Source organism: Treponema sp. J25 (genome assembly GCF_004343725.1).
In the GTDB taxonomy this organism is placed as follows: domain Bacteria; phylum Spirochaetota; class Spirochaetia; order Treponematales; family Breznakiellaceae; genus J25.
This window is the reverse complement of the sequence record NZ_PTQW01000003.1, coordinates 68,659-88,353: the sequence shown is the minus strand read 5'-3', so window position 1 is coordinate 88,353 and position 19,695 is coordinate 68,659. Positions and strand designations below refer to the sequence as shown.

Here is a 19,695-nt window from a genome sequence, read left to right as displayed (position 1 = left end):
TGGTTTTACTGTTGCCGTACCGTAAAACCAAAGGTGGGTTCTAGAACATAGGTCCGTCCTGCCTCCACCGTGAGGGTGGTTTCAAAGGTAATCACCCCCGTCACGAGGGTCACCTTGCGGGTCCCCGCCACCACCTGGACGGTAAGATCCCGCTGTTTTACCCCATCCACATACAGATCAATAAGGGAGAGGGGATTCTTATGATCCCGCACCAGGTAGGGGGCAGGGATGCTTACCCGGATGGTTCCCATCATGGGGATGAGAGAAACCACCAGGTTCTGAGGACCGGATACAACAATTCCTGCCGTATAGTCCTGATATCCCGGTGCACTCACCTTAAGATTATAGCTCCCATAGGGAAGTTCCGTTGTAAAGGGCGTAACCCCTGCGCGAACCCCATTAAGGAACACCTCGGCGCCATTCACGTTGGCACTAATGGTAATCCGACCACTTAAGGGCTTCAGGTTAGCCGTTACCACCGTATTCCCCGAAACCTGTATGTTGGCCTGGTACACCTCATATCCATTGGCGGTAACCTGAATCTGATAGGTACCCGCCTCTACGTTTGCCTGGACAGGGGCGCTTCCCAGATTACTTCCGTTTACCGAAACCTGGGCACCCGCTACGTTAGACTGTATCGACAAGGTGTATAGGGGTTTAATCGGTTGGGGAGCCGTTTGGGGAGGCGGCAAGGTCTGAGGAGCCCCGAGGGGAGCCTGTACCACCAGCCCTGTGGCAGGGACGGTAATCCGCTGGCGGAATTCGGGGAGCCCCGATTTTCGGACCACTAGTTCATAGATCCCCGGCGCCACCCGGATGGTAAGCCGGGGATTGGCCATTCCATAGAGTTTTCCATTCAAAATGACCTGGGCAGGGCCTTCGCTTGCCTCGATAGTTAGATTGACCATGGCCTGGGCAAAAAGGCTTGCCGCAAGGATTGTTACCAGAGAAAAAACAAGAAGCCTTTGAACATTCTTCATACATACCTCGCCAATTAAAAAGATTTCTTTCCTTGTACGCCTGAGACAGCTTACCTTCAAAGTATATAAGGAGAAAAAACATTTTTCAATAAAAATGGCGAGAGAAAACAACTTTGTAAAAACTGTAAAAGCCCCTCTTGTTTTTTTATCCCCTGCGCTATATTTGAGAACGGATCTAGATTCCTTATTCATCAAGGAACCTTATTATGGAGGAATGAACCATGAAAAAGACCATTCTTATAATGACGATCCTTACCTTGGTAACAGGGGGGCTCTTTGCGGAAATTACCTTTGGGTTAAGCGGAGTCCAGTACTACCAGAAGGACGCCAGCGGAAACTGGCCCAGCCTGAAACAGGTGTTTGAGGATTTTAACAATGGCCAGGGAGTGTTCTTTGGCGCCTTTGCGGAAATCCTGGGTAAAAACTGGGGATTGGGATTAAGCTTTAATTATCAGCCCCCAGCTACCTATGATAATTATGACAATTATAGCGGCACGTACGAGGATCACCTGTTTGACCTCTACACCTACGATGTATGTTTGTACCTTTCTTACCATTTCCTCGGAGGAGCCGCATTCCTTGATCCTTTTGTAGAAGGTGGAATAGGGATGGTAGCCTATGACTACTACTACAAGAATCAACTTAATAGTTATTCAGCCCTAGATCCTTATATCGATGATGACGATCCCCTTATGGCCTCGGCCTATCTTACCATGGGAGCAGGATTGGGTGTGAATATTAAACCAGTAGGGTTCTTTATCAAGTTCAACTTTGTGCGGCCCAGCTTTAGTCAGCTCAAAGGGAAATATGATGCTAATTACTATGACTCCTTAAAAGCAGGCCAAGAATACCTCATCCCCTCCATCGACGACATCCTCATGCCCCTGCGCTGGACCATCGGGGCAAAGCTTATCCTGTTCTAATTCCTAAAAAGCAAAAGGGCCCCTAGGTTTCCGTCTTTAGCACATATTGGCGAATAAAGCGGGCGGGGCCTTCTTCATCACAGGAAGGCACCACCTGGCAGGCCCGCTCTTTAAGGCGGGGATCCGCATTTTCGGGGGCCACAAGGCAGGCGGCCACATCGAGGAGGGGAAGGTCATTTTCGCCATCCCCAAAGGCGAGGGTTTGTTCTTTGGTAAGCCCCCGGAGTTCCAGGGCCCGGGCAAGGGCCTTCCCCTTTGAAACGGCGGGAGAAAGAATTTCAAGGTACGTATCATGGCTGCGGGTATGATAAACCGCGGGGCCATACCGTTCATCAAGAAAACATTCCACAAGCGAAAGCCGGTCGGGTGGAGCAATAACCATGGCCTTGATAACCCCGGGATAATAGCTTCCGTGAGGGGTGCCCCTATGCGGAGCAATAAAAAGGTGCTCGATATCAACTACCGTACCATGCACACCGGTCCGTTTTTCATACGCCCGTGCTTCCGATCGATCCCTCTCATAGTACAGCCGGTTATCAGGGGTATACACCTGAAAATGAAGGTTCTCTTTCCGAACAAGAGAAAGGCAGTCAAGAACCACCTCTTTTTCAAGAAGAGTGGTCTGTAACACCTCCCCTGCAGGAACATCTACCACACAGGCCCCATTATAAAAGACCATAGGGCCACTGGCGCCGATGGCTGCCCGGTAGGCTTCGGCCCCTTCAGGACTACGGCCGGTGCAAAAAATAAGCGTTATCCCCTTTTCAATACAAAGCCGTAGGGTCTCCTTCGTATAAATTCCTAATGAAGCATCGGTATGTAAAATGGTCCCATCCAGGTCCAGGGCCAGGGCCCGAATATTTTGCAACTGAAATGAAGACTGAAACAAATTCATAGAATATAAGAGTTTACCATTATAGCGGTGGTACACCTATGGCGCGCCACCGCTCATCTATCTAGCACACAACCCATCACCCGCATTCCCTCTCCCTTTGAAGAGGGAAGCCTGGTCGCAGATTTCCTACCTTATGAAGCAAAAGCGGATCTTTTTCCACACCGGTTTTGGTCAGCCCGTAGGCTAGCCCTTTACGGCAGTCCGCTCAAGCTCTGCCTGGGCTACCGCAAGAAGCGCAATCGGCACCGAATAGGAGGAACAGGACACATAGTCAAGCCCCGCTTCCATACAGAACCGCACATTGGCCGGGTTTGCCCCATGTTCACCACAAAGGCCACACACCAGGTCAGGCCGGGTCATCTTACCCCGCTCTACCGCGAGGGCCACCAGTTCCTTTACCCGGGGATCCAGGGTACTGAAGGGATTCCCTTCCAAAAGGTCGAACAGGGTATAATCGGGCATAAAGGAGGTAAAATCATCCCGGGAAATACCCAGCGTTGTCTGGGTAAGGTCGTTGGTGCCAAAACTAAAGAACTGGGCATACCGGGCAATCTCTCCTGCGCCGAGGGCGGCGGCGGGAAGTTCAATCATGGTACCAACCCGATAGGAAAGGGGTTTCAGTCCTCGCTGATTCCGCAGTTCTTCTTCAATTTCCACAATCCCGCGATAGTTTTTCCCTTCAATCTTTTTCCCAAAAATGATGAGCTTAACCTCCGAGGCGTTCATCACCACCGGCACCATGATTTCTGGCCGCACATCGATTTTTTCTTCCCGGAGTTTGTAGGCCGCCTCGAAGATGGCCCGCACCTGCATGGCGTAAATTTCTGGATAAGAGACGGCGATACGGCAGCCCCGGTGACCGAGCATGGGGTTAAATTCCGCAAGGGCTTCGATCCGGGCAAGGAGTTCCGACTTAGAGGGCTTCTTTCCCCGGGCTTTTTCGAGATATGCCATAAAGGCTTGAAGTTCCTCATCGTTATGGGGAAGGAATTCATGGAGCGGCGCATCCAGCAAGCGGATCGTTACCTCCTTACCGGCCATGGCTTTAAAGATGCCATAAAAATCATCCCGCTGCATGGGTTCCAATTTTTCAAGGGCCGCCGCCCGTTCTGCCGGTGTATCCGAGAGGATCATCTCCCGGAATACGTTGATCCGATCCTTATGGAAGAACATGTGCTCAGTCCGGCACAAACCAATCCCTTCGGCCCCAAAGGAAGAAGCCAAAGCCGCATCCCGGGGACTATCCGCATTGGCCCGGACATGGAAATGCTTTACAAATTTCTTACAAATTTGGATATATTCCAGCAGGCCCGACTCTTTGGGATCCGGTTCAATAAGGGAGGCTTTGCCTAAATACACCGATGGTTCGCCATAATAGGGAACATTCAGGGTGATGTAGTCCCCTTCACCAAAGGAAAGGTCCCCCAGCGTGGCTTTTTTCCCCCGGATTTTCATTTCCGGCGCCACCACCGACACCTTTCCGTACTGACGGGCCACCACCGATGCATGGGCCGAATAGCCCCCTTCACAGGAAAGCACCCCCGTCGCAACCTCGATGGCCTTAACATCATCCGCAAAGGTAGCGGGCATTACCAGAATAAAGCGGGCATCCTCATTTTTTTGGAGCGCCACTTTATGGGCCTCAAGAAGCGCCTCGGTACTAAAAAACACCCGACCAATTGCTGCCCCAGGGGCCCCGGAAATGCCACCTGTGTATTTAGGCAGTTCCTTGGTCGAAGCAAAATCGATCACCGGATGGAGAATTTCGTTGAGCCGCGGTGGCTGAATAGCCTTCACAATGTAGGCCTCATCCACGACTTTGCGGCTCGCCAGATCCAGCAACAATTTAATATCCGCCTGGGTAGACTTTTGTTCCACCGGTCGCTGTTCGATAAGCCAGAGCTTCCCCTTTTCTACGGTAAAACGGACCTGACGAATTTCTTTAAAGCGATCTTCCAGGGTCCAGGCTATTTGCTCAAGCTGTTTTAGATGATCTATCCCAATCTTTTCTATGGGTTGCCCCTGGGCTCCAATTTCATTAAATTTTTCCCGATAGAATTCACCCTGAAGTTTCTTTTCTCCGGTTACAATGTTGCGGGAAAAGAAAAAACCCGAACAGGAGTCTTTGCCATAGTTCCCGTACACCATTGGCTGTACCATCAGGGCCGTATCATTATCGTTTTGTTCATCCTTGGAAAGAAGCCGCGAAATACGCCGCAGGGCACTTATCAATTGGTCTTCGGCGGTGTCAAAAAAACCAAGGGGAAGATAGGGGGCATATTCGTTCATATACGAAAGGGCATCCCGAGCAGGATGCTCCTGCTTGAGTTCTCCTTCCACATTTCGCAGTTGCATCTGTACATCAGGCAAGCGGGTCGTATCGTTCTCTGCGATAGCCAGTAATTCTTCGATCTTAAGCATGCCCCGGACTAAGAAAAGAACCTCATGGGCGGCAAACTGATTCCCCACCCAACGGGCAAAGCCATCGATCACCGAGCGAACCAATCCAAAATTATGGAGGGTTGGATAGTTACTGATAGCCAGGTTCGAAGAAACCACAATTTTCAAAAGGAGAGGGTTATCAGGATCTCCTATTTTTTTATCCACGAAAAGAGCACATTTATCCAGTAATTTTTTTATATCCCGCTGAATATCAACGGATTCCAATTTACTTGCAAGCCGGGCATCAATAATGAAACCCGGAAGAATAGGAAAACCAAGTTCCGCAAATTCTACTGCCTGACGGCCCCGAATACCAAGGAGTTCTCGATCCACCGTTTTGGGGAGCCTATCCTGACCACTAAAAAAATATATATTATCCATGGTGTGTCCTCGCCTGCCTTAAAAAAGTTTAAGCACCGTGCTCACGGGCCCCTTCAGAAAAGCCTCAAACTGGGGACTTGCTCCCTGCATAAGGTACCGCTGCAGCTTTGCCACATCCCGGATATTTTCTCCTGCTACTGCAAATTGAATAGTACTGCCGTGTTTTACCTTCCCCCATTTGAAAAGGGAATTGATATTTACGATCCGCTCCCCTTCGTAATAAATATATACTTCAAGATCAGGGTACTTCGTTTTATAACTTTCGATGATACGCTTCCATGCTTCCACGTTACCATTATGGAACAATTCGTTCTGTACCACCACTGAATAGAGGGGAGTCATTCGCCGTCCCACACCGGTGGTAGCAGGCGCAGGGGTTTTCGCGGGAGAAGACGCGGCCACCGTTTTCTTGCCTTCCGTTGCTTTCTTTTTACGGGTACTGCTGGCCCGAGCCGTCTCTTTTTTGGCCGTTTCTTTTGGCATAGAAGAAGTCTTTTTCTTAATACCAAATTCGCCCACATAGAGCGCTTCAGGAATTACAATCTTCTTTTTTTGAAAAAGGCCCAAGGCAACTTCTACCGCTTTTTGACAGAGTTCATCGGACCCCTTTTCAAATTTACCCGCATACACCACAAGTAACTCGTGTTTCTTAAGGGGCTCTAATTGCTGCAATTGATCTTCATCTTTTGGATTTGCCACGAGGAGATCCATGTCAGGATGATAATAGGCCACCACCAGGTCTACGGCCTTCCATTTCTGGAATTCCTCTCCCAATGTCTTTAGCGAATCTGGAACATCCTCAAGATTGACTGCCCCGTAGGCATACCCCAGCTTATCCACCAGGAGCATCCGCAAAAGCAGGGCTATCCTCTGGGAACTTACCTCTTCGCCTTTAGTCCCCAGTTCATACACGTAATCCGCCAGGTTTTGCTTTTGAGAGAGGGCATCCACCAAGGAAATCGTGCTCTTGATATGCCGCACTACCCGATTAAATCCAGCCCTTGTTGAAAGAACTTCCATGACCTGTTCCATAAGACCTCCTCAGGATTTTTTTTAATACAGGCCCCTTTTTACCCGCAGGCCGGCTCATTCTTTTCCGCCCTTATAGGGATAGGGGCCACTAACAAAAAAGGGGACGTAAAATAACCCTCTCTGGCACTCTACATTCCCTTTCTTTCTCCTAGAGAAGTTCCTCAGCAGAGGACTTCTCCATTTGTATTAGTTTCACCAATATTTTTATATTCACTGGTTAAACTTCCCGGATATCACCCTTTTCGGCATTCCGCCGGGGACGTCCTCGTTTACCAGTGTTATCTACCACCGCGGCGCTTTCCTTTTTTGCTGCGGGGCGACCACGTCCTGTGGTCTTAGCAGGTGCCGAATCCGCCAGAGCAGAAACCACGCTGCTCGATTCCTCCGCATTGATCATATCCAGGTAGGCTTTACCCGGATCTACCGCGTCCTTAATGCTCGAAGACTCTGCAAAGGACTGGGCAATGTCCTGCCGTACCGTAGACCGGCGGCGGCTGAAGGAAGCAAAGGCCGCATCCTGGAAGCCCTTAGAAACCCCATGGAGGAATTCATTGAGGACGTTCGCCATCCCGTCCAGGGTTGCCTTTTTCCGCTTGATAGAGGTGATATCCACGTCCAGCAAGAGACCCGGCTGGATATGATAGGGATTAATCATGTAATCAAAGCGGTTAAATTCCTTTTCCAGGAAGTTAAGCCGCTCTTCCATGACCCGACGCTGGATGGGATACTGATACCCATACATGGTCTTCATCTTTTCCCGCATCATGATCAGCTTATGCCGGATCTTGTCTTTTTCGTAGAGATAGGTTCGGTTCATCCGCTCTACTTCGGTCTCGCCGGGTTTGATAAAGGAAACTTCATCCCACACCTTGGCAATGTCTTCATAGAGAGGATCCCCGGTGCGGTCCTTAATCTTCCGCTTAATCTTTTTCTTGTAGAGGGCCGCGAGGTCATTAAAGTCCGTAATCCGGGTAAGGAACTTGGAGTCCTCATAGATCATCTCAAGCACATCCCAGAGGTGCTGCACTTCGGTCTCAAAGCTCTTAATCTGCACATCGTAGGCCTTGCGCTCTTCCTGCAGCTGGGCGTTATCGTAATACTTCAGCCGGATCTGGTACCGTTCATCGGGAAGGTTCGCCACATCCGTATCTTCGTATTCCCGAATAATAAGCTCCCGGGCATTCTTGAGGTTTTCAATATACTGATAGCCCATCTTGGAGGTATCCAGAATAGAGGTGATGGAGTTGATCGCGGTATTAAAGCCCCGGTTCCGGATATTCTCCATGTCGATGATCTTCTTCAGATTTTCCCGAATATTGAGCTGATCGAAGGTTGCCGGATCGATTTCGGCCCGCAGGTCGTTGATCCGGTCCATGAGGGACTTGGCAATGATCGAGTAGCGTTTGGACTTTGGATCATCTACCTTATCATCGGTGTAATTTTCCACCTTATTCATCTTGGCAAAAATGATCTCGCTATCCGACAGTTCCTCGAGCCCCTGATCGATCCGTTCATCCTTGAGTTTTTCGATCTCCTTATCGATGCAGTCCATGATGTGTTTGGAAAGGAGATCCTTAATGAGGTACTCTACGGTGACCTGATAGTGGAAAATAGGGCTAATAAGTTCCGAATCCAGGATGTTCACCGATAGCTTTACATCGCAGACCGTCTTTGGCTTGGTGATATTGTCTTTGAAGGCGCACTTTACTACCGAGTAGGCATTTTCGCCCCGGATAAAGGCCCCTACGTCGGTCTTTTGCCGCAACAGGCTGTTCGTAAGGTTTTCCAGGTCGTTCACTCCCCGCTGGATGTGTCCCTGCAGGTGACCATACATGTTCACGATGGATTTTTCAATTTCACCGGTGTTGAACTTGTCGGCCCCACCAACCTGGTCAAGGAGATCCGCAATTTCCTTGGGGGTATATCGAGCAAGGACCTTGGTTTCTTCCTTGTCGATATAATTCCGGATCTTCTTGACCATCTCGTCTTCGGCGGTCACGATGTACCGGTTAAACATGTTCTGATAGTTCTGGTTGAAGTAGTTGTACAACTTCTCCTTCAAACCACCCATCACGTCCAACCGCTCGAGCACCTCCTTCGGCAGCTTTGCCTGAAGGTGATGGAGAACTTTATTCGTTTCCTCTTCGAGGAGTTGGTTCACTTCTTTCTGTTGGTCCCGGTACTCCTGGGCCAGCGAGTTCCGTGAACCGACAGCACTCGGCTTTTCCGGATGAAACACGTTAGGGCTCTTGGGCAGGTCAATGGCTCCCATATCCTGACTCCTTATTAACGGTGATTCCGTTGTAACATTCCTTATGTACTAGATTATCAACATTCTTCGAAAAATGTAAAGCGTTTTTTTATTTTTTGGTGTAAACTATAAGCAAATTTGTGGTATAGTAGGTGCATATGAGAAGAAAATGGTGGTACAAGGCCTTTGCAGGCTGCTTTTGGGGTCTTTTTTGCCTCTCGATACTCTTTCCTATCCGTCTTCTTGCGGAGGATAGCCGAACAAAGAATGTGCGCATCATGTTCCTTATTGATACCTCGCCAGCGATGGGAAACTCCTTTGGCCCAATGATAGCGTTCTTAAAAGGATTTCTTAAAGAAATCGGCGTGCCTGGCGATCGTATCGGCATAACCCCTATTACGGCATCCCCCCAATCAATCGGGGAAGTTTCCCTTACCTCTCAAGAGGATCTTAGCAAAATTTTCAATCTCCTCGATTCGATCCAGCCCCGGCCAGAAGAGGCTAACTATCGGGCGGCCCTCGAAATAAGTCGCCAGTTCTTCCGAAAATACTATCAACGAGAAGATGATGTGGTGTTTACCATTCTGATTATGGGCACCAGCGGCGGGAATCGTACTCATAGCACCGAAGCTCAGCTCCAGAGGTACCTGCAATACTCGGTGGTGGAAGATCACCCGGGGTGGAAACTGGTTATCCTTTCTGAACAAACGGGGGAGAAAGCCCGTCAGGCCACTCAGGAGTATGCCCGGTTCCTTTTGTCTCGCCAGCACCAACCGTAAGGGGATTACAGGTTTAATCATGGAAGCGGATACACAGCAGTTACAGGACTTCATCCATCGCTTTTCCCACTTTATTATTACTACCCATGCGAGTCCCGATGCGGATGGGCTCGGGGCAGAACTCCTTTTACGGGAGTTGCTGAGTTCCCTGGAAAAAGAAGTATGGATCCTTAACTCAGATCCCATCCCTGAACGGTACCTTTTCATGGATCCGGAGGGTCATATCAAAGCTTTTAAGGAAGGGGTACCCCCCTTCCCTTCCGAAAAAACAGGGGTTTGTATTGTAGATACCTCTGACGAATACAACATAGGCCCCATTCAGGAAGTTCTTTTCCAGAAAATGGAAAATTTTTTCATCATTGACCACCATGAACCAAGCCCTCTTACCCAGCTTCCGGTATATAGCGACACCGATGCCGCTGCTACAAGCGAAATCATCACCGATCTCGTGCGTCTCTATAACGTTCCTATTTCTCGGGTAGGGGCTATGGCGGCCTATGCGGGCCTCGTATATGATACAGGCTCCTTCATTTATCCTAAAACCACAAGCAGAACTTTTAAAACAGCCCTCTTTCTGGTGGAGGCCGGGGCGGTTCCTTCTGAGGTGTATCAGGCTCTATATGAAACCGCTTCGATTGGGGCCCTCCTCCTCCAGAAAAAAGTGCTTTCCACCCTGGAAATTCAGGGAGATGGACATGTGGCCCTTCAATATATGACCAAGGAGGATCTTCTGGAAACGGGAGCCGCCTATGAAGATGCGGAACATTTTATCAACCTTCCCCTCAAAAGTCGGGATATAGAAGTTTCGATTTTTATCAAACAAAACCTGGATGGGGTAATCCGCTGTTCCTTCCGTTCTAAAGGGGCTATCAACGTGGCAAGCATCGCCCAGGGATTCGGAGGTGGGGGCCATAAAAATGCGGCGGGTTTTAAGAGCTCCGATAATCTTGAAGAAACCCGGCAAAAGGTGCTACAAAGGGTACTGCCCCTTTTTAAGGGATAGTTCTTGTCAAGATGGGCAGGCATTTTTATGAAACACTTCCGTGGCACCTCGGTGATCCTGGTTTTCTTTGCCTTTACAGCGGCACTGGTAGTATTTTTTGCTCTCACCGGTTCTGAAAAAGAGATATCCGGCCCTTCCCCTTCTCAGACAGGGAAGGTTATCACCCCCCGCATCGATTCAGAAAAGTTTCTCAGTGCCAATACGGTAGACACGGAACAACTTGCCTTTGAAGACTCCAATAACGTAAAAATAGCCCTCTCTCCTACAGAACTTCCCCTATCGGTACTTACCCAGGATTTCGATGGGGACCCGAGCGAAGAACAGCTTGTAGCGTATCGGAAGAATGGGGATGCCGAAAACCGGGTGTACCTCATGTACATCGATTTTAACGAAACCAACGGAAATTATGAAAAGGTCTGGTCTAGTCCAACGATCATTACCAGGCCCCAAACCCTCCGCCTTTTTACGAAAGATCTCCTGGGAGATCGGAGCATCTGTGCTATTCTAACGGGACTCAACGACCGGGGGGAACAGACCATCACGGTATTCCATAAAAAAGAGAAGAATTCCCCTGTCGCTTTTAGTAAAATCGCAGAACTGGCAGTGGATGGTTCCATCGTGATCAAAGAGTCCGAACGCACCGAAGCCTATGAGATGGGGCTGACCCGGGCTCCTAGCTTCCCTATTTCCACCCTGAGCCGGGACCTGGAATCGAGTAATATTCTGGATCAAATCGAAGTAATCTATAACTGGGATCCCTCCAGTGGTCAGTACGTCCGAGTAGGGACAAATCGAATTGAACGAAAATCGGTGGTTCAACGCCAACTACGCAACCTTGTGGATGGGACACCAGGGAAGGTAGAGGCTTTCCTGCAGGGCCTATGGTATTCGGTACAATCCGCCACCAGTGGTCGACGCTCCATATACTTTGACCCGGAACGTCGAGAAATCATCTTTTACTCCGAGGGCACCCAGGAAGTATACAGTTGGACCAATTCATCCCCTACCCGCTATGGCCTTTACATTACCTGTCAAAATATCTCTATTACTACCTTAAAAAGGTTCATCGATGTAAATCTTGAAAATGGGGATACGATTACCCTCCGGATCTATGAAGATGTGAAAATAAAAATTGGTGTCGCCGACAGCTGGGATGGAGTATACCAGAAAATGACCGGCGCCGACAGAAAAATATCTCAGCATGAAGAAGCAGCTCCCCAGCCCCTTTCACCGTGGGTCTCTGAAAAATATGAAGGCAACGAGGGCTCCCTGCACTTTAACGCCGATGGGACTTTTCTCTGGCCCCAGGGGAAGGAAATCCAGGAAGGCAAATATCTCTTTTTCCAGTATGGTTCCACGGAACTCCTGGAACTCCACCCTAAAACGGGGTCTTCCCCTCGAGTGGTCTACCAGGTAGAACGACAGAAAGAAGGGAAAACGGGGACCATATTAGTATTGAGCCGGGTGCAGCTTTCCAGTAAGGGAATCCAGACCATGAACCTCGTCCCCCTGCGATTGAGAAAAATAGAACAATAAGGTACTACGGGAGTTGGACAGGAAAGGCCTCGTATCCTGCATCTTTTAATTTTAACACCACCGCTGAAACATCCTCTTGTGCTGCTGGAATGACCACCGACCAATAGGGTACATTCTGGATCGTCCTCAGAATAATAGTGGCAGTGGGGAAGCCCCTGCCCTGAAGTTTATTCTGTAATTCCCGGGCATTTGCCTCGCGGCTAAAAAGACCCACCTGGACATAAGAACGGGAAGGAATTTCTCCCTGCGATGAAGTAAGCTCTATCGGAACACCAAGGGTATTTTGACTTGCGAAAGCCGCGGAGGACCCCAAAAGCCACAGGGCCCGGGGCAAAAGTGTTACGGGAGCGCCCTTTGAAGGGGGAAGATCTGCCAAGGTACAAAAAAGTGAGGCAGGATACTGCTGAACCAAGAGACGTTGATACGCTTCCTCTCCGGTAATAAACCAGGACCACCAGTACAGAAACGGAACATATTCGGAAAGTTTTGGATCCCCAAGAAGTTTTTCAAGGGAAGCCTTTTCCACAACCCCTGATTCGAAGGTAACGCCAAGGAACAACAACAGCTGGGCTTTATTCCAGAGCCCCCCCGCAGTGGTGGAAATTTTAAGGAGAAGGGCCCGACTTTTTTGGGTCTCCCCCATTAAAAGATGGGATCGGGCCGCCTCGAAGAGGGCTCCATCCCGGCCAGGACCATTCAATGCGGCGGTTTCTTCGTACAACAGGGCCGCCTCTTCCAGCTTCCCCGCAAGAAAATACAGCCGGGCCAGTTCTAAAAGCGCATCCTGTCGCTGAGAAAGGGAGCCCTCTTTGCTTTGGCGTTGCAGTTCCAGGATCCGATTCGCCAGACTTTGGTTTCCTTTAGGGGAAGACAGGGAAGTTACCCCATTTTCTACTTTTGGAAGGGACGACGAAGAAACAGTTTCTGAGCCCAGGTCCTTTTTTTGCCCCTCCTGCGCATCCAGGGAACAAAGGGCGATACCCACCCAAAACAGGAAGAGCGCCGAGGAAAAGTGGGACCTGTCTTTTCTTGGAACCATGGAAAGGTGCATCGGTCCCTCAAAAAACACTAATCAATTCCGTACGAACGAAGGGGATCCTCTTCTTCCCTCCGGCCCTGTACATCAACGGGAGCATCCCCTTCCCGGGCCACGGTAGAAATTTCCCCCCGGCCGCCACCTCTTTTTTTAGAAAGCCGCCCTTTTGGGGCTTTTTGACTATTCTGATACTTTACCAGAGCCCACGCGGCAAACACCGAGGGCAAGGCCGCGGCCATTCCGAGACCAAAACTTATTAAGACAAGAAGGTACACCGGCACCTCCCGCAGGGTAACAAGCCCAAATGAAATCGTACAGAGGTTCCCCATATTAAAAACGATAAAGAGTACCAGCACCCCAATAAAAGCCACCCATCGTACTAATCGCCATGGCATGGTACAAACTCCTTAGCCCGGAACGTATTTCCCCGCAAAGAGGAAAGGGTTACCTCGCCAAAGGTTCCGATAAGACTCGCATCCCCTGGAACAACGACCATTTCGTCCCGCTCGGTTCTCCCTAATACTTCATCGGCATTTTTTCGGGAAATTCCTTCTATAAGTACCCGAACAGGGCTTCCTAAACGACTTTTAAGCTGTTCCCGGGTATGGTGTTTCTGGAGTTCGATAACCCGGGCAAGGCGTTGCCGTTTCACCTCTTCTGGAACCCGGTTAGGCAAACTATACGCGGCGGTTCCTTCCCGGGGATTAAAGTGGTACATGTAGGCATACAGGAAACGGACCTTCTCCATAAGATCGAGGGTAGCCTCCAGATCTTCCTCTGTTTCGCCGGGGAATCCAATCAAAATATCCGTGGAAAGGCTCAATCCTGGCAGGGCTTCTCGCAAACGGGCCACAAGATCGAGGTATTGTCCCTTAGTATACCGCCGATTCATGGCCGAAAGAATGCGATCCGACCCATGTTGAACAGGCAAATGGAGGTGACGACAAAAAACGGGGTGTTCCGCCAGAACCCGGATCACCTCTGGCGAAAAATCCTTAGGGTGGCTCGAGAGAAAACGAACCCAGCGAATAGGGGTTCCCTCAATCGTTTGGGCGATCAGTTCCAAAAGCCCCGCAAAGGTGAGGGGCCCCTCTCGCCACACCTGCAATTCCCACGGCCCTTCAGGGAACGACAGGGGCCCTTCCCAGCGATAGGAATTGACATTTTGCCCCAAAAGGGTGATTTCCCGGACTCCCCGATCCGCAAGGAGGCGAATTTCTTCCAGGATAGAGGCAGGGTCCCGGGATACTTCCCGTCCCCGCACGTAGGGTACAATACAGTAGGAACAAAAATTATTGCACCCATGCATGATGGGTACAAAACTGCGGAAGGCCCCCTCTTCTAGATGGGAAGAGGCGAATCGATACACGGGAGCCTCGTCAGTTTCTACAAAGGGAGTGCCCTTTTCTATCGCTTCCAAAATGAGAGGGAAGCGGGAACGGTACGCCGGCCCCATTACATAGTCCACGGCAGGAACCCGTTCCTTGAGTTTTTCTCCCAACCGTTCGGCCATGCATCCCGTTACCATCAGGGTAAAGGGCCGCTTTTTCTTCAGGGCCTGATAGTGGGCTAAACGCCCTAACACCCGTTTTTCCGCGGTTGCCCGAACTGAACAGGTATTAATCACCACCAGGTCTGCCTCTTCGGCATCCCCTGAGGGTGTCCAGCCCCGTTCCTTGAGTACAAATTCCATGGCGGCCGACTCGGCCACATTCATCTGACATCCGTAGGTTTCAAAAAAGTAGGTCACCCTGTACTTCTATCCTTATGCGGCGTTTTCTTATTTTTCTGGCTTAGGCCCGACTCTTGAGCCCCTTGTAGAATTTTATAGCCTTCCAGATTCCCATGCCCAGGAGGCCCACCGTAGCAAGACCGAGAAAACCATTCGCCAGGCCTGCGAAGATGCCCACTTTAGAAAGCACCGTGAGTCCTCCTGCTAAGAGGGCAACCAATCCCGCCCGTTTATCCGACGGGTCAGAGGACCCCATGGCGCCGAGACCGATAAGACCCACCACGCCTCCTGCCACAATACCAAAAATTGAAGGAAGGCTTCCTAAAATAAGGAGTCCAATACCGCCAGCAATGCCCCCAATGGCAGCCACACCATCTTTTGCAAGTTCTCTGGTAGGAACAATATCATTCATGGTCTACTCCTTTGCCCCCGTAAGATACATACGCGTAGGCACTATGGTTGTGGATACTCTCAAAATTTTCCGCCTCCACCGAAAAGCGCGGAAATTTTTGGAGATTCCTGATACCAATATACACATCTCGCACCACATCTTCAACAAACTTAGGGTTATCATAGGCGTGTTCGGTAAGATATTTTTCATCCTCCCGCTTCAGGAGGGTATACACCGGGCTTGAAGCGGCCCCTTCCACCAGGGTCACCAGGTCTTCTATCCAGAAGAAGGGCCCCAACTCTACTTCTACCTTGACAATACCCCGCTGGTTATGGGCTCCCCGTTCACTGATGGCCCTGGAACAGGGACACACGGTACTTATGGGCACCCATACCGCCACGGTAAAATGTTTTTCCTTTGAGTTTACCCACCCTTCGTACCGACAATCATAGCTCATGGAACTGGGAAGTCCCGAAACAGGGGCTTTTTTTTCGATAAAGTAGGGAAAGGTGATACTCCCAAAGGCCGCCTCTGCATCCAGATCCTGCCGAATTTCCCGCAATAGCTGGAGAAACCGGGGCATGGAAAGATCCGCCTTATGGCGTTCTAATACCTCGATAAAGCGGCTCATGTGGGTTCCTTTAAAATGACGGGGAAGATCCGCAAAGAGATCCACCGTGGCGGTGGTATGCTGCACCCCCCGCTCCCGATCGAGAACCGTGATGGGGTATCGAACCCCCTTTACGCCCACCTTCGCCAGGGGAATATCCCGTTCATCCGGCTGATTCTGGACATCCATCATGGTACAACGGCAGGAACCTTCTATTACTCCATCCTTCATTGTAGATACCTCGCCCTCCCAGAGCGCCCTGGACCGGGGCCGCATCCAGAGCTGCGGTAACCTTTGTTTTAGAACCGATCCCCTGGGACCCAGCACTTCTTACCGTGTTATATCTGCACTCCGGAAGCTTCACCGGCAAACAGGCCCCAGCCGGGATTCGGCGGCCTCAAGGACATTCTGGAGCAACATCGCAATGGTCATGGGTCCTACCCCCCCCGGCACCGGAGTAATGTACGAAGCCACCTGAAGCACCGCATCAAAATCCACATCCCCCACGAGGCGATAGCCCTTCTTACTCTGGGGATCCTCAACCCGATTTACCCCCACATCGATCACCACTGCGCCCGGTTTTACCATATCAGCGGTTATGAGATGGGGACGCCCCACCGCGGCGATGAGGATATCCGCCTGTCGGGTAAAGGAGGCAAGATCCCGGGTCCCCGTATGGCAAACCGTGACCGTCGCGTTGATATCCTTCCCCGAAAGCAGGTTCGCCAGGGGACGGCCCACAATGTTGGATCGGCCCACTACCACCGCATGGGCCCCCTTTGTGGGTATTCCCAATTCCCGAAGCAACACTAGCACCCCATGGGGGGTACAGGGCAAAAAGGTCTTTCGCCCCAGCACCATGTTCCCCACCGAGAGGGGATGAAAGCCATCCACATCCTTAGCTGGATCGATAGCCATAAGAATCCGTTCTTCATCGATATGGGACGGGAGCGGAAGCTGTACCAGGATCCCATGCACCGCCGGATCCCCATTCAAATCCCGGATATGTTCAAGAAGGGCTTCCTCAGTGGTATCGGCGGGGAGCCGAATATCTCGGCTCGTCATCCCTACTTCTGCCAGGGCCCGTTCTTTGGCGGTAACATACGAAACACTCGCGGGATCGGTACCCACAAGAATAACCGCGAGGCAGGGCGCCACCCCCTGCTGCTGGAGATTGGCCACCCGGGGGATAAGACGCTCCCGGACCTTCCGGGCAATTTCTTTTCCATCAATAATCTGGGCGGCCATCGGTTCCTCCTGTAACGAGTGCTTGTGTACGCTTGTTCTATCACAACAGGGGGGAACTGGACAAGGAGTGCCCCCCCTGGGCAGCCTGGGTAAAGGACAAGGAGGTGGTACTCCCTTCTCTCGTTCCGGCCTTCCGAAAAAATCGAAACAAAGGTAAAGGGCTGGCCGTATTCTTCATTGTTCATCGCAGGAAAGGGTTTTTGTGAGTTTTTTTTGATAGGCGGGGGACCCAATTGCTGAGGAAAGGGGGAAATTCTTTACCCGATTGCCTAAAGGAGGTATCCAGGATATAGTACAGCTATCGTTATTTCCCTTGAGGGAAAAGAAGCTCTAAAATTGACGAAAACCACCTGAGGGTGCGGGAGTAAGTCCGGCCCAATGGTATCATCAAAATAAAAAAAGGATACATGCGAAGCAAATACGTAAGGAGCAGAGATCCATGAAGTACACTTGGCAACGATTGGTAGGATTTTTCCTGGTATGGATCATGGTAGGTCTTCCTATGACCATGGCCCAGGAGGCAGGTGGAGGCGGTTCTGCCGATCAGGAAGGGTCAGGAGAAGAAGGAAGTCTCCCCATAGAATCGGAATGGAAAGGCTATACCCCTACACGGTACAGCCCTGGCGATAAAACCTTTGTGATTGCCGCGGGGCTGTCGGTACCTCTCTTTTTTTATGGTCCCGAAGGACTGTTGGACAACAAGGTAGGTTTTGGCGGAACAGGGTACTTGAGCTATAACTATTTTCTTTCCCCCACCCTTTTCATTGGAGGAGAACTGGGAGGAAGCTTTGCGGCCACCCTGGGCGAAAACATGCTCTACATCGTTCCCTTTGGATTTCGCATAGGATATCAACCGGTGGTTGGACGCTTTGAATTTCCCCTTTCCCTTACCATCGGAGCCGCCAACCAGGGATATCTTGACGAAGGCTACTTCGGCCTATTTATAAAGCCGGCGGGGGCCCTCTTCTGGCGTTTTAATTCCGATTGGTCCTTTGGACTTTCCGCCGAATACTGGTGGGTGCCCCAATGGGTAAGCGATAGCAGCAAAAACAGTTACGGCAATTTCTTAACCATCAACCTGGCCGCGCGGTATCATTTCTAAGGGAGCGGGAGATGAAACATACAAACTGGAACACACAGGGGAAGGGACACAAGAAGATGTACCATAAAGAATCAATACATACCCGTTGCCCCGGGGCCTGGGGGCATGAAAAGTCCCCCGTACTGGCAAGCAGTGGCGGGGTTCCACGAAGAACCCCGGGACTCTTCCAGAGGACACCGCTTTTTCTGGTGATCCTCGGGGGCCTATTCCTGGGCTCCTGCAAGTTTAACCCGATTTTTTACGAAATTTCCAAGGAGACCGCCCCGAAAGAGGCTATTATTAAAGGGACCCCCTCCCGGATTGTGGAATTATCTAACAAACTGTATGTAGCCAATGGACGGCTGTGGGAATACGATGGAACCACCTGGAGCCTCATGGCAAGCCAGCCCGGGGCGGCGGGCACCGTCCGGGCCGTGGCGGCTACAAATAGCGCCCTGTACGCCCTTGTGGTGTCCGGCGAAGGGACCAGTGCCAGCGCGGTGTACCAGCTAAGTGGGAGCACCTGGTCGGAAGTTACTAATACCACGGGCTGCCGGGTGGAGACCATCTTTGGAGCAGGATCCTACCTCTTTGCGGGGGGCCACAACAGCAATGGGAACTACGGGGTGCTGTATTATAGTGGTTCAGGAAGCTTTACCACCGTGTCGGGCCTTGGGTCCCTTGCTTCTACCTGCACCCTCGTGGGGGCGGTGTACGATGGTTCTTCAACCTACTACCTGGCTATTGCAGGCTCGGGGATCTACAGCACCTCGAACCTTTCTTCGGTGAATGACCCCATCTCGGGGAGCACCAACAGCGACTACAACCTGAATGGCCTTATTCTGGTAGGGTCCCAGGTGGTGGCCACCGCCACTACCGACGACTACGAGGGGGGCTACCTCCTCGTGGGCAATAGTAGTTCCTTTAGCCAGGTGTACTCATATAGCAGTTATCTTTTCACCGGCGCCCTGGCTCTGTGGTATGCACCCTCGGACACAACCGCGGACCTGCTTCTTGTCGGTTTTGTGAATACCAGCTCTTCCTACACCCGGGGGTACCTGGAGCTTACCCTTTCAAGCGGTGCCATGCCAAGCAGCATCAGCTTTAAGAGCCCTGGCGAGGGGAGCCCCACTACCGTAAGCGACAACGACACCTACGAACAGTCCCTGGGACGGAAGGCGGTTACGGCCCTGTACCAGGGGCCCAATGGGGCAAATGGTGTGCTCTTTGCCTCTACGAGTCTTGATGGGCTCTGGTCTTGCCGTGACCAAACCTGGAACAAAGAGGAAGCCCAATAAAGGAGCGGTTCCCTTCATCGGGGAAGACGGAAGGGGAGCGTGACAGGCCCTCCTGCCGCATCCCAGGGCCGAGATAT

The 19,695-nt window shown here is 51.0% G+C and carries 17 protein-coding genes; 6 read left to right on the top strand and 11 right to left on the bottom strand.

Going from position 1 to position 19,695, the window contains the following annotated elements; translation table 11 throughout:
- Positions 1–5: 5 nt before the first annotated feature.
- Positions 6–980: a PEGA domain-containing protein gene (locus tag C5O22_RS00460; protein WP_165910353.1), complete on the bottom strand. Its 975-nt coding sequence runs from the start codon at positions 978–980 to the stop codon at positions 6–8.
- A 221-nt stretch (positions 981–1,201) separates the two neighbouring features.
- Between C5O22_RS00460 and C5O22_RS00455 the strand changes: the two genes are divergently transcribed.
- Positions 1,202–1,903, top strand: a complete 702-nt coding sequence (locus C5O22_RS00455) for a hypothetical protein (RefSeq protein WP_132779056.1) — start codon at positions 1,202–1,204, stop codon at positions 1,901–1,903.
- 22 nt (positions 1,904–1,925) lie between these two features.
- Here C5O22_RS00455 and C5O22_RS00450 read toward each other — a convergent pair whose 3' ends face one another.
- From C5O22_RS00450 to cfpA, 4 genes are all read right to left on the bottom strand, one after another.
- On the bottom strand, positions 1,926–2,798 hold the full coding sequence (locus C5O22_RS00450; protein WP_132779054.1) for a Cof-type HAD-IIB family hydrolase: 873 nt from the start codon (positions 2,796–2,798) through the stop codon (positions 1,926–1,928).
- Positions 2,799–2,981: 183 nt separating this feature from the next.
- A complete protein-coding gene (locus tag C5O22_RS00445) occupies positions 2,982–5,621 on the bottom strand; it encodes a putative PEP-binding protein (RefSeq protein ID WP_132779052.1) in 2,640 nt (879 codons plus the stop codon).
- Between the two features lie 18 nt (positions 5,622–5,639).
- Entirely contained in the window at positions 5,640–6,653 is a 1,014-nt protein-coding gene (locus C5O22_RS00440; protein ID WP_132779050.1) for a hypothetical protein, read from the bottom strand.
- A gap of 217 nt (positions 6,654–6,870) precedes the next feature.
- The gene (gene cfpA, locus C5O22_RS00435; RefSeq protein ID WP_132779048.1) at positions 6,871–8,925 is read right to left on the bottom strand and encodes a cytoplasmic filament protein CfpA; all 2,055 of its coding nucleotides are present in this window, start codon (positions 8,923–8,925) and stop codon (positions 6,871–6,873) included.
- Positions 8,926–9,062: 137 nt separating this feature from the next.
- Here cfpA and C5O22_RS00430 point away from each other — a divergent pair, with 137 nt between their 5' ends.
- The 3 genes from C5O22_RS00430 to C5O22_RS00420 are packed head-to-tail and all read left to right on the top strand — an operon-like array spanning position 9,063 to position 12,222.
- Positions 9,063–9,683 (top strand): vWA domain-containing protein, encoded by a 621-nt coding sequence (locus C5O22_RS00430; protein WP_132779046.1) that lies wholly within the window; start codon positions 9,063–9,065, stop codon positions 9,681–9,683.
- Entirely contained in the window at positions 9,646–10,686 is a 1,041-nt protein-coding gene (locus C5O22_RS00425; RefSeq protein ID WP_243692827.1) for a DHH family phosphoesterase, read from the top strand. Before C5O22_RS00430 ends, C5O22_RS00425 begins: the two co-directional genes overlap by 38 nt.
- Before the next feature lie 27 nt (positions 10,687–10,713).
- Positions 10,714–12,222, top strand: coding sequence for a pallilysin-related adhesin (locus C5O22_RS00420; protein WP_132779042.1), 1,509 nt, complete (start codon positions 10,714–10,716; stop codon positions 12,220–12,222).
- Between the two features lie 4 nt (positions 12,223–12,226).
- On the opposite strand, the gene C5O22_RS00415 is transcribed toward C5O22_RS00420, so the two are convergent.
- From C5O22_RS00415 to folD, 6 genes are all read right to left on the bottom strand, one after another.
- Positions 12,227–13,273: an SPOR domain-containing protein gene (locus tag C5O22_RS00415; RefSeq protein ID WP_132779040.1), complete on the bottom strand. Its 1,047-nt coding sequence runs from the start codon at positions 13,271–13,273 to the stop codon at positions 12,227–12,229.
- A gap of 17 nt (positions 13,274–13,290) precedes the next feature.
- Positions 13,291–13,653 (bottom strand): LapA family protein, encoded by a 363-nt coding sequence (locus C5O22_RS00410; protein WP_132779038.1) that lies wholly within the window; start codon positions 13,651–13,653, stop codon positions 13,291–13,293.
- Positions 13,638–15,008 carry a tRNA (N6-isopentenyl adenosine(37)-C2)-methylthiotransferase MiaB gene (gene miaB, locus C5O22_RS00405; protein WP_132779036.1) on the bottom strand — a complete coding sequence of 457 codons (1,371 nt, stop codon included), beginning with the start codon at positions 15,006–15,008 and terminating at the stop codon, positions 13,638–13,640. The genes C5O22_RS00410 and miaB overlap by 16 nt, the downstream gene beginning before the upstream one ends.
- 43 nt (positions 15,009–15,051) lie before the next feature.
- The gene (locus C5O22_RS00400) at positions 15,052–15,402 is read right to left on the bottom strand and encodes a hypothetical protein (RefSeq protein ID WP_132779034.1); all 351 of its coding nucleotides are present in this window, start codon (positions 15,400–15,402) and stop codon (positions 15,052–15,054) included.
- A complete protein-coding gene (gene folE2, locus C5O22_RS00395) occupies positions 15,395–16,222 on the bottom strand; it encodes a GTP cyclohydrolase FolE2 (RefSeq protein ID WP_243692826.1) in 828 nt (275 codons plus the stop codon). Before folE2 ends, C5O22_RS00400 begins: the two co-directional genes overlap by 8 nt.
- A gap of 129 nt (positions 16,223–16,351) precedes the next feature.
- Complete coding sequence (folD, locus tag C5O22_RS00390; protein ID WP_132779032.1) at positions 16,352–17,239, bottom strand: bifunctional methylenetetrahydrofolate dehydrogenase/methenyltetrahydrofolate cyclohydrolase FolD; 888 nt, start codon at positions 17,237–17,239, stop codon at positions 16,352–16,354.
- Positions 17,240–17,678: 439 nt separating this feature from the next.
- On the opposite strand from folD, the gene C5O22_RS00385 reads away from it, so the two are divergent.
- Together C5O22_RS00385 and C5O22_RS00380 are read left to right on the top strand one after the other, a co-directional pair.
- A complete protein-coding gene (locus tag C5O22_RS00385; RefSeq protein ID WP_132779030.1) occupies positions 17,679–18,341 on the top strand; it encodes a TP0733 family outer membrane beta-barrel protein in 663 nt (220 codons plus the stop codon).
- A gap of 11 nt (positions 18,342–18,352) precedes the next feature.
- The gene (locus C5O22_RS00380; RefSeq protein WP_132779028.1) at positions 18,353–19,618 is read left to right on the top strand and encodes a hypothetical protein; all 1,266 of its coding nucleotides are present in this window, start codon (positions 18,353–18,355) and stop codon (positions 19,616–19,618) included.
- Positions 19,619–19,695: the final 77 nt, after the last annotated feature.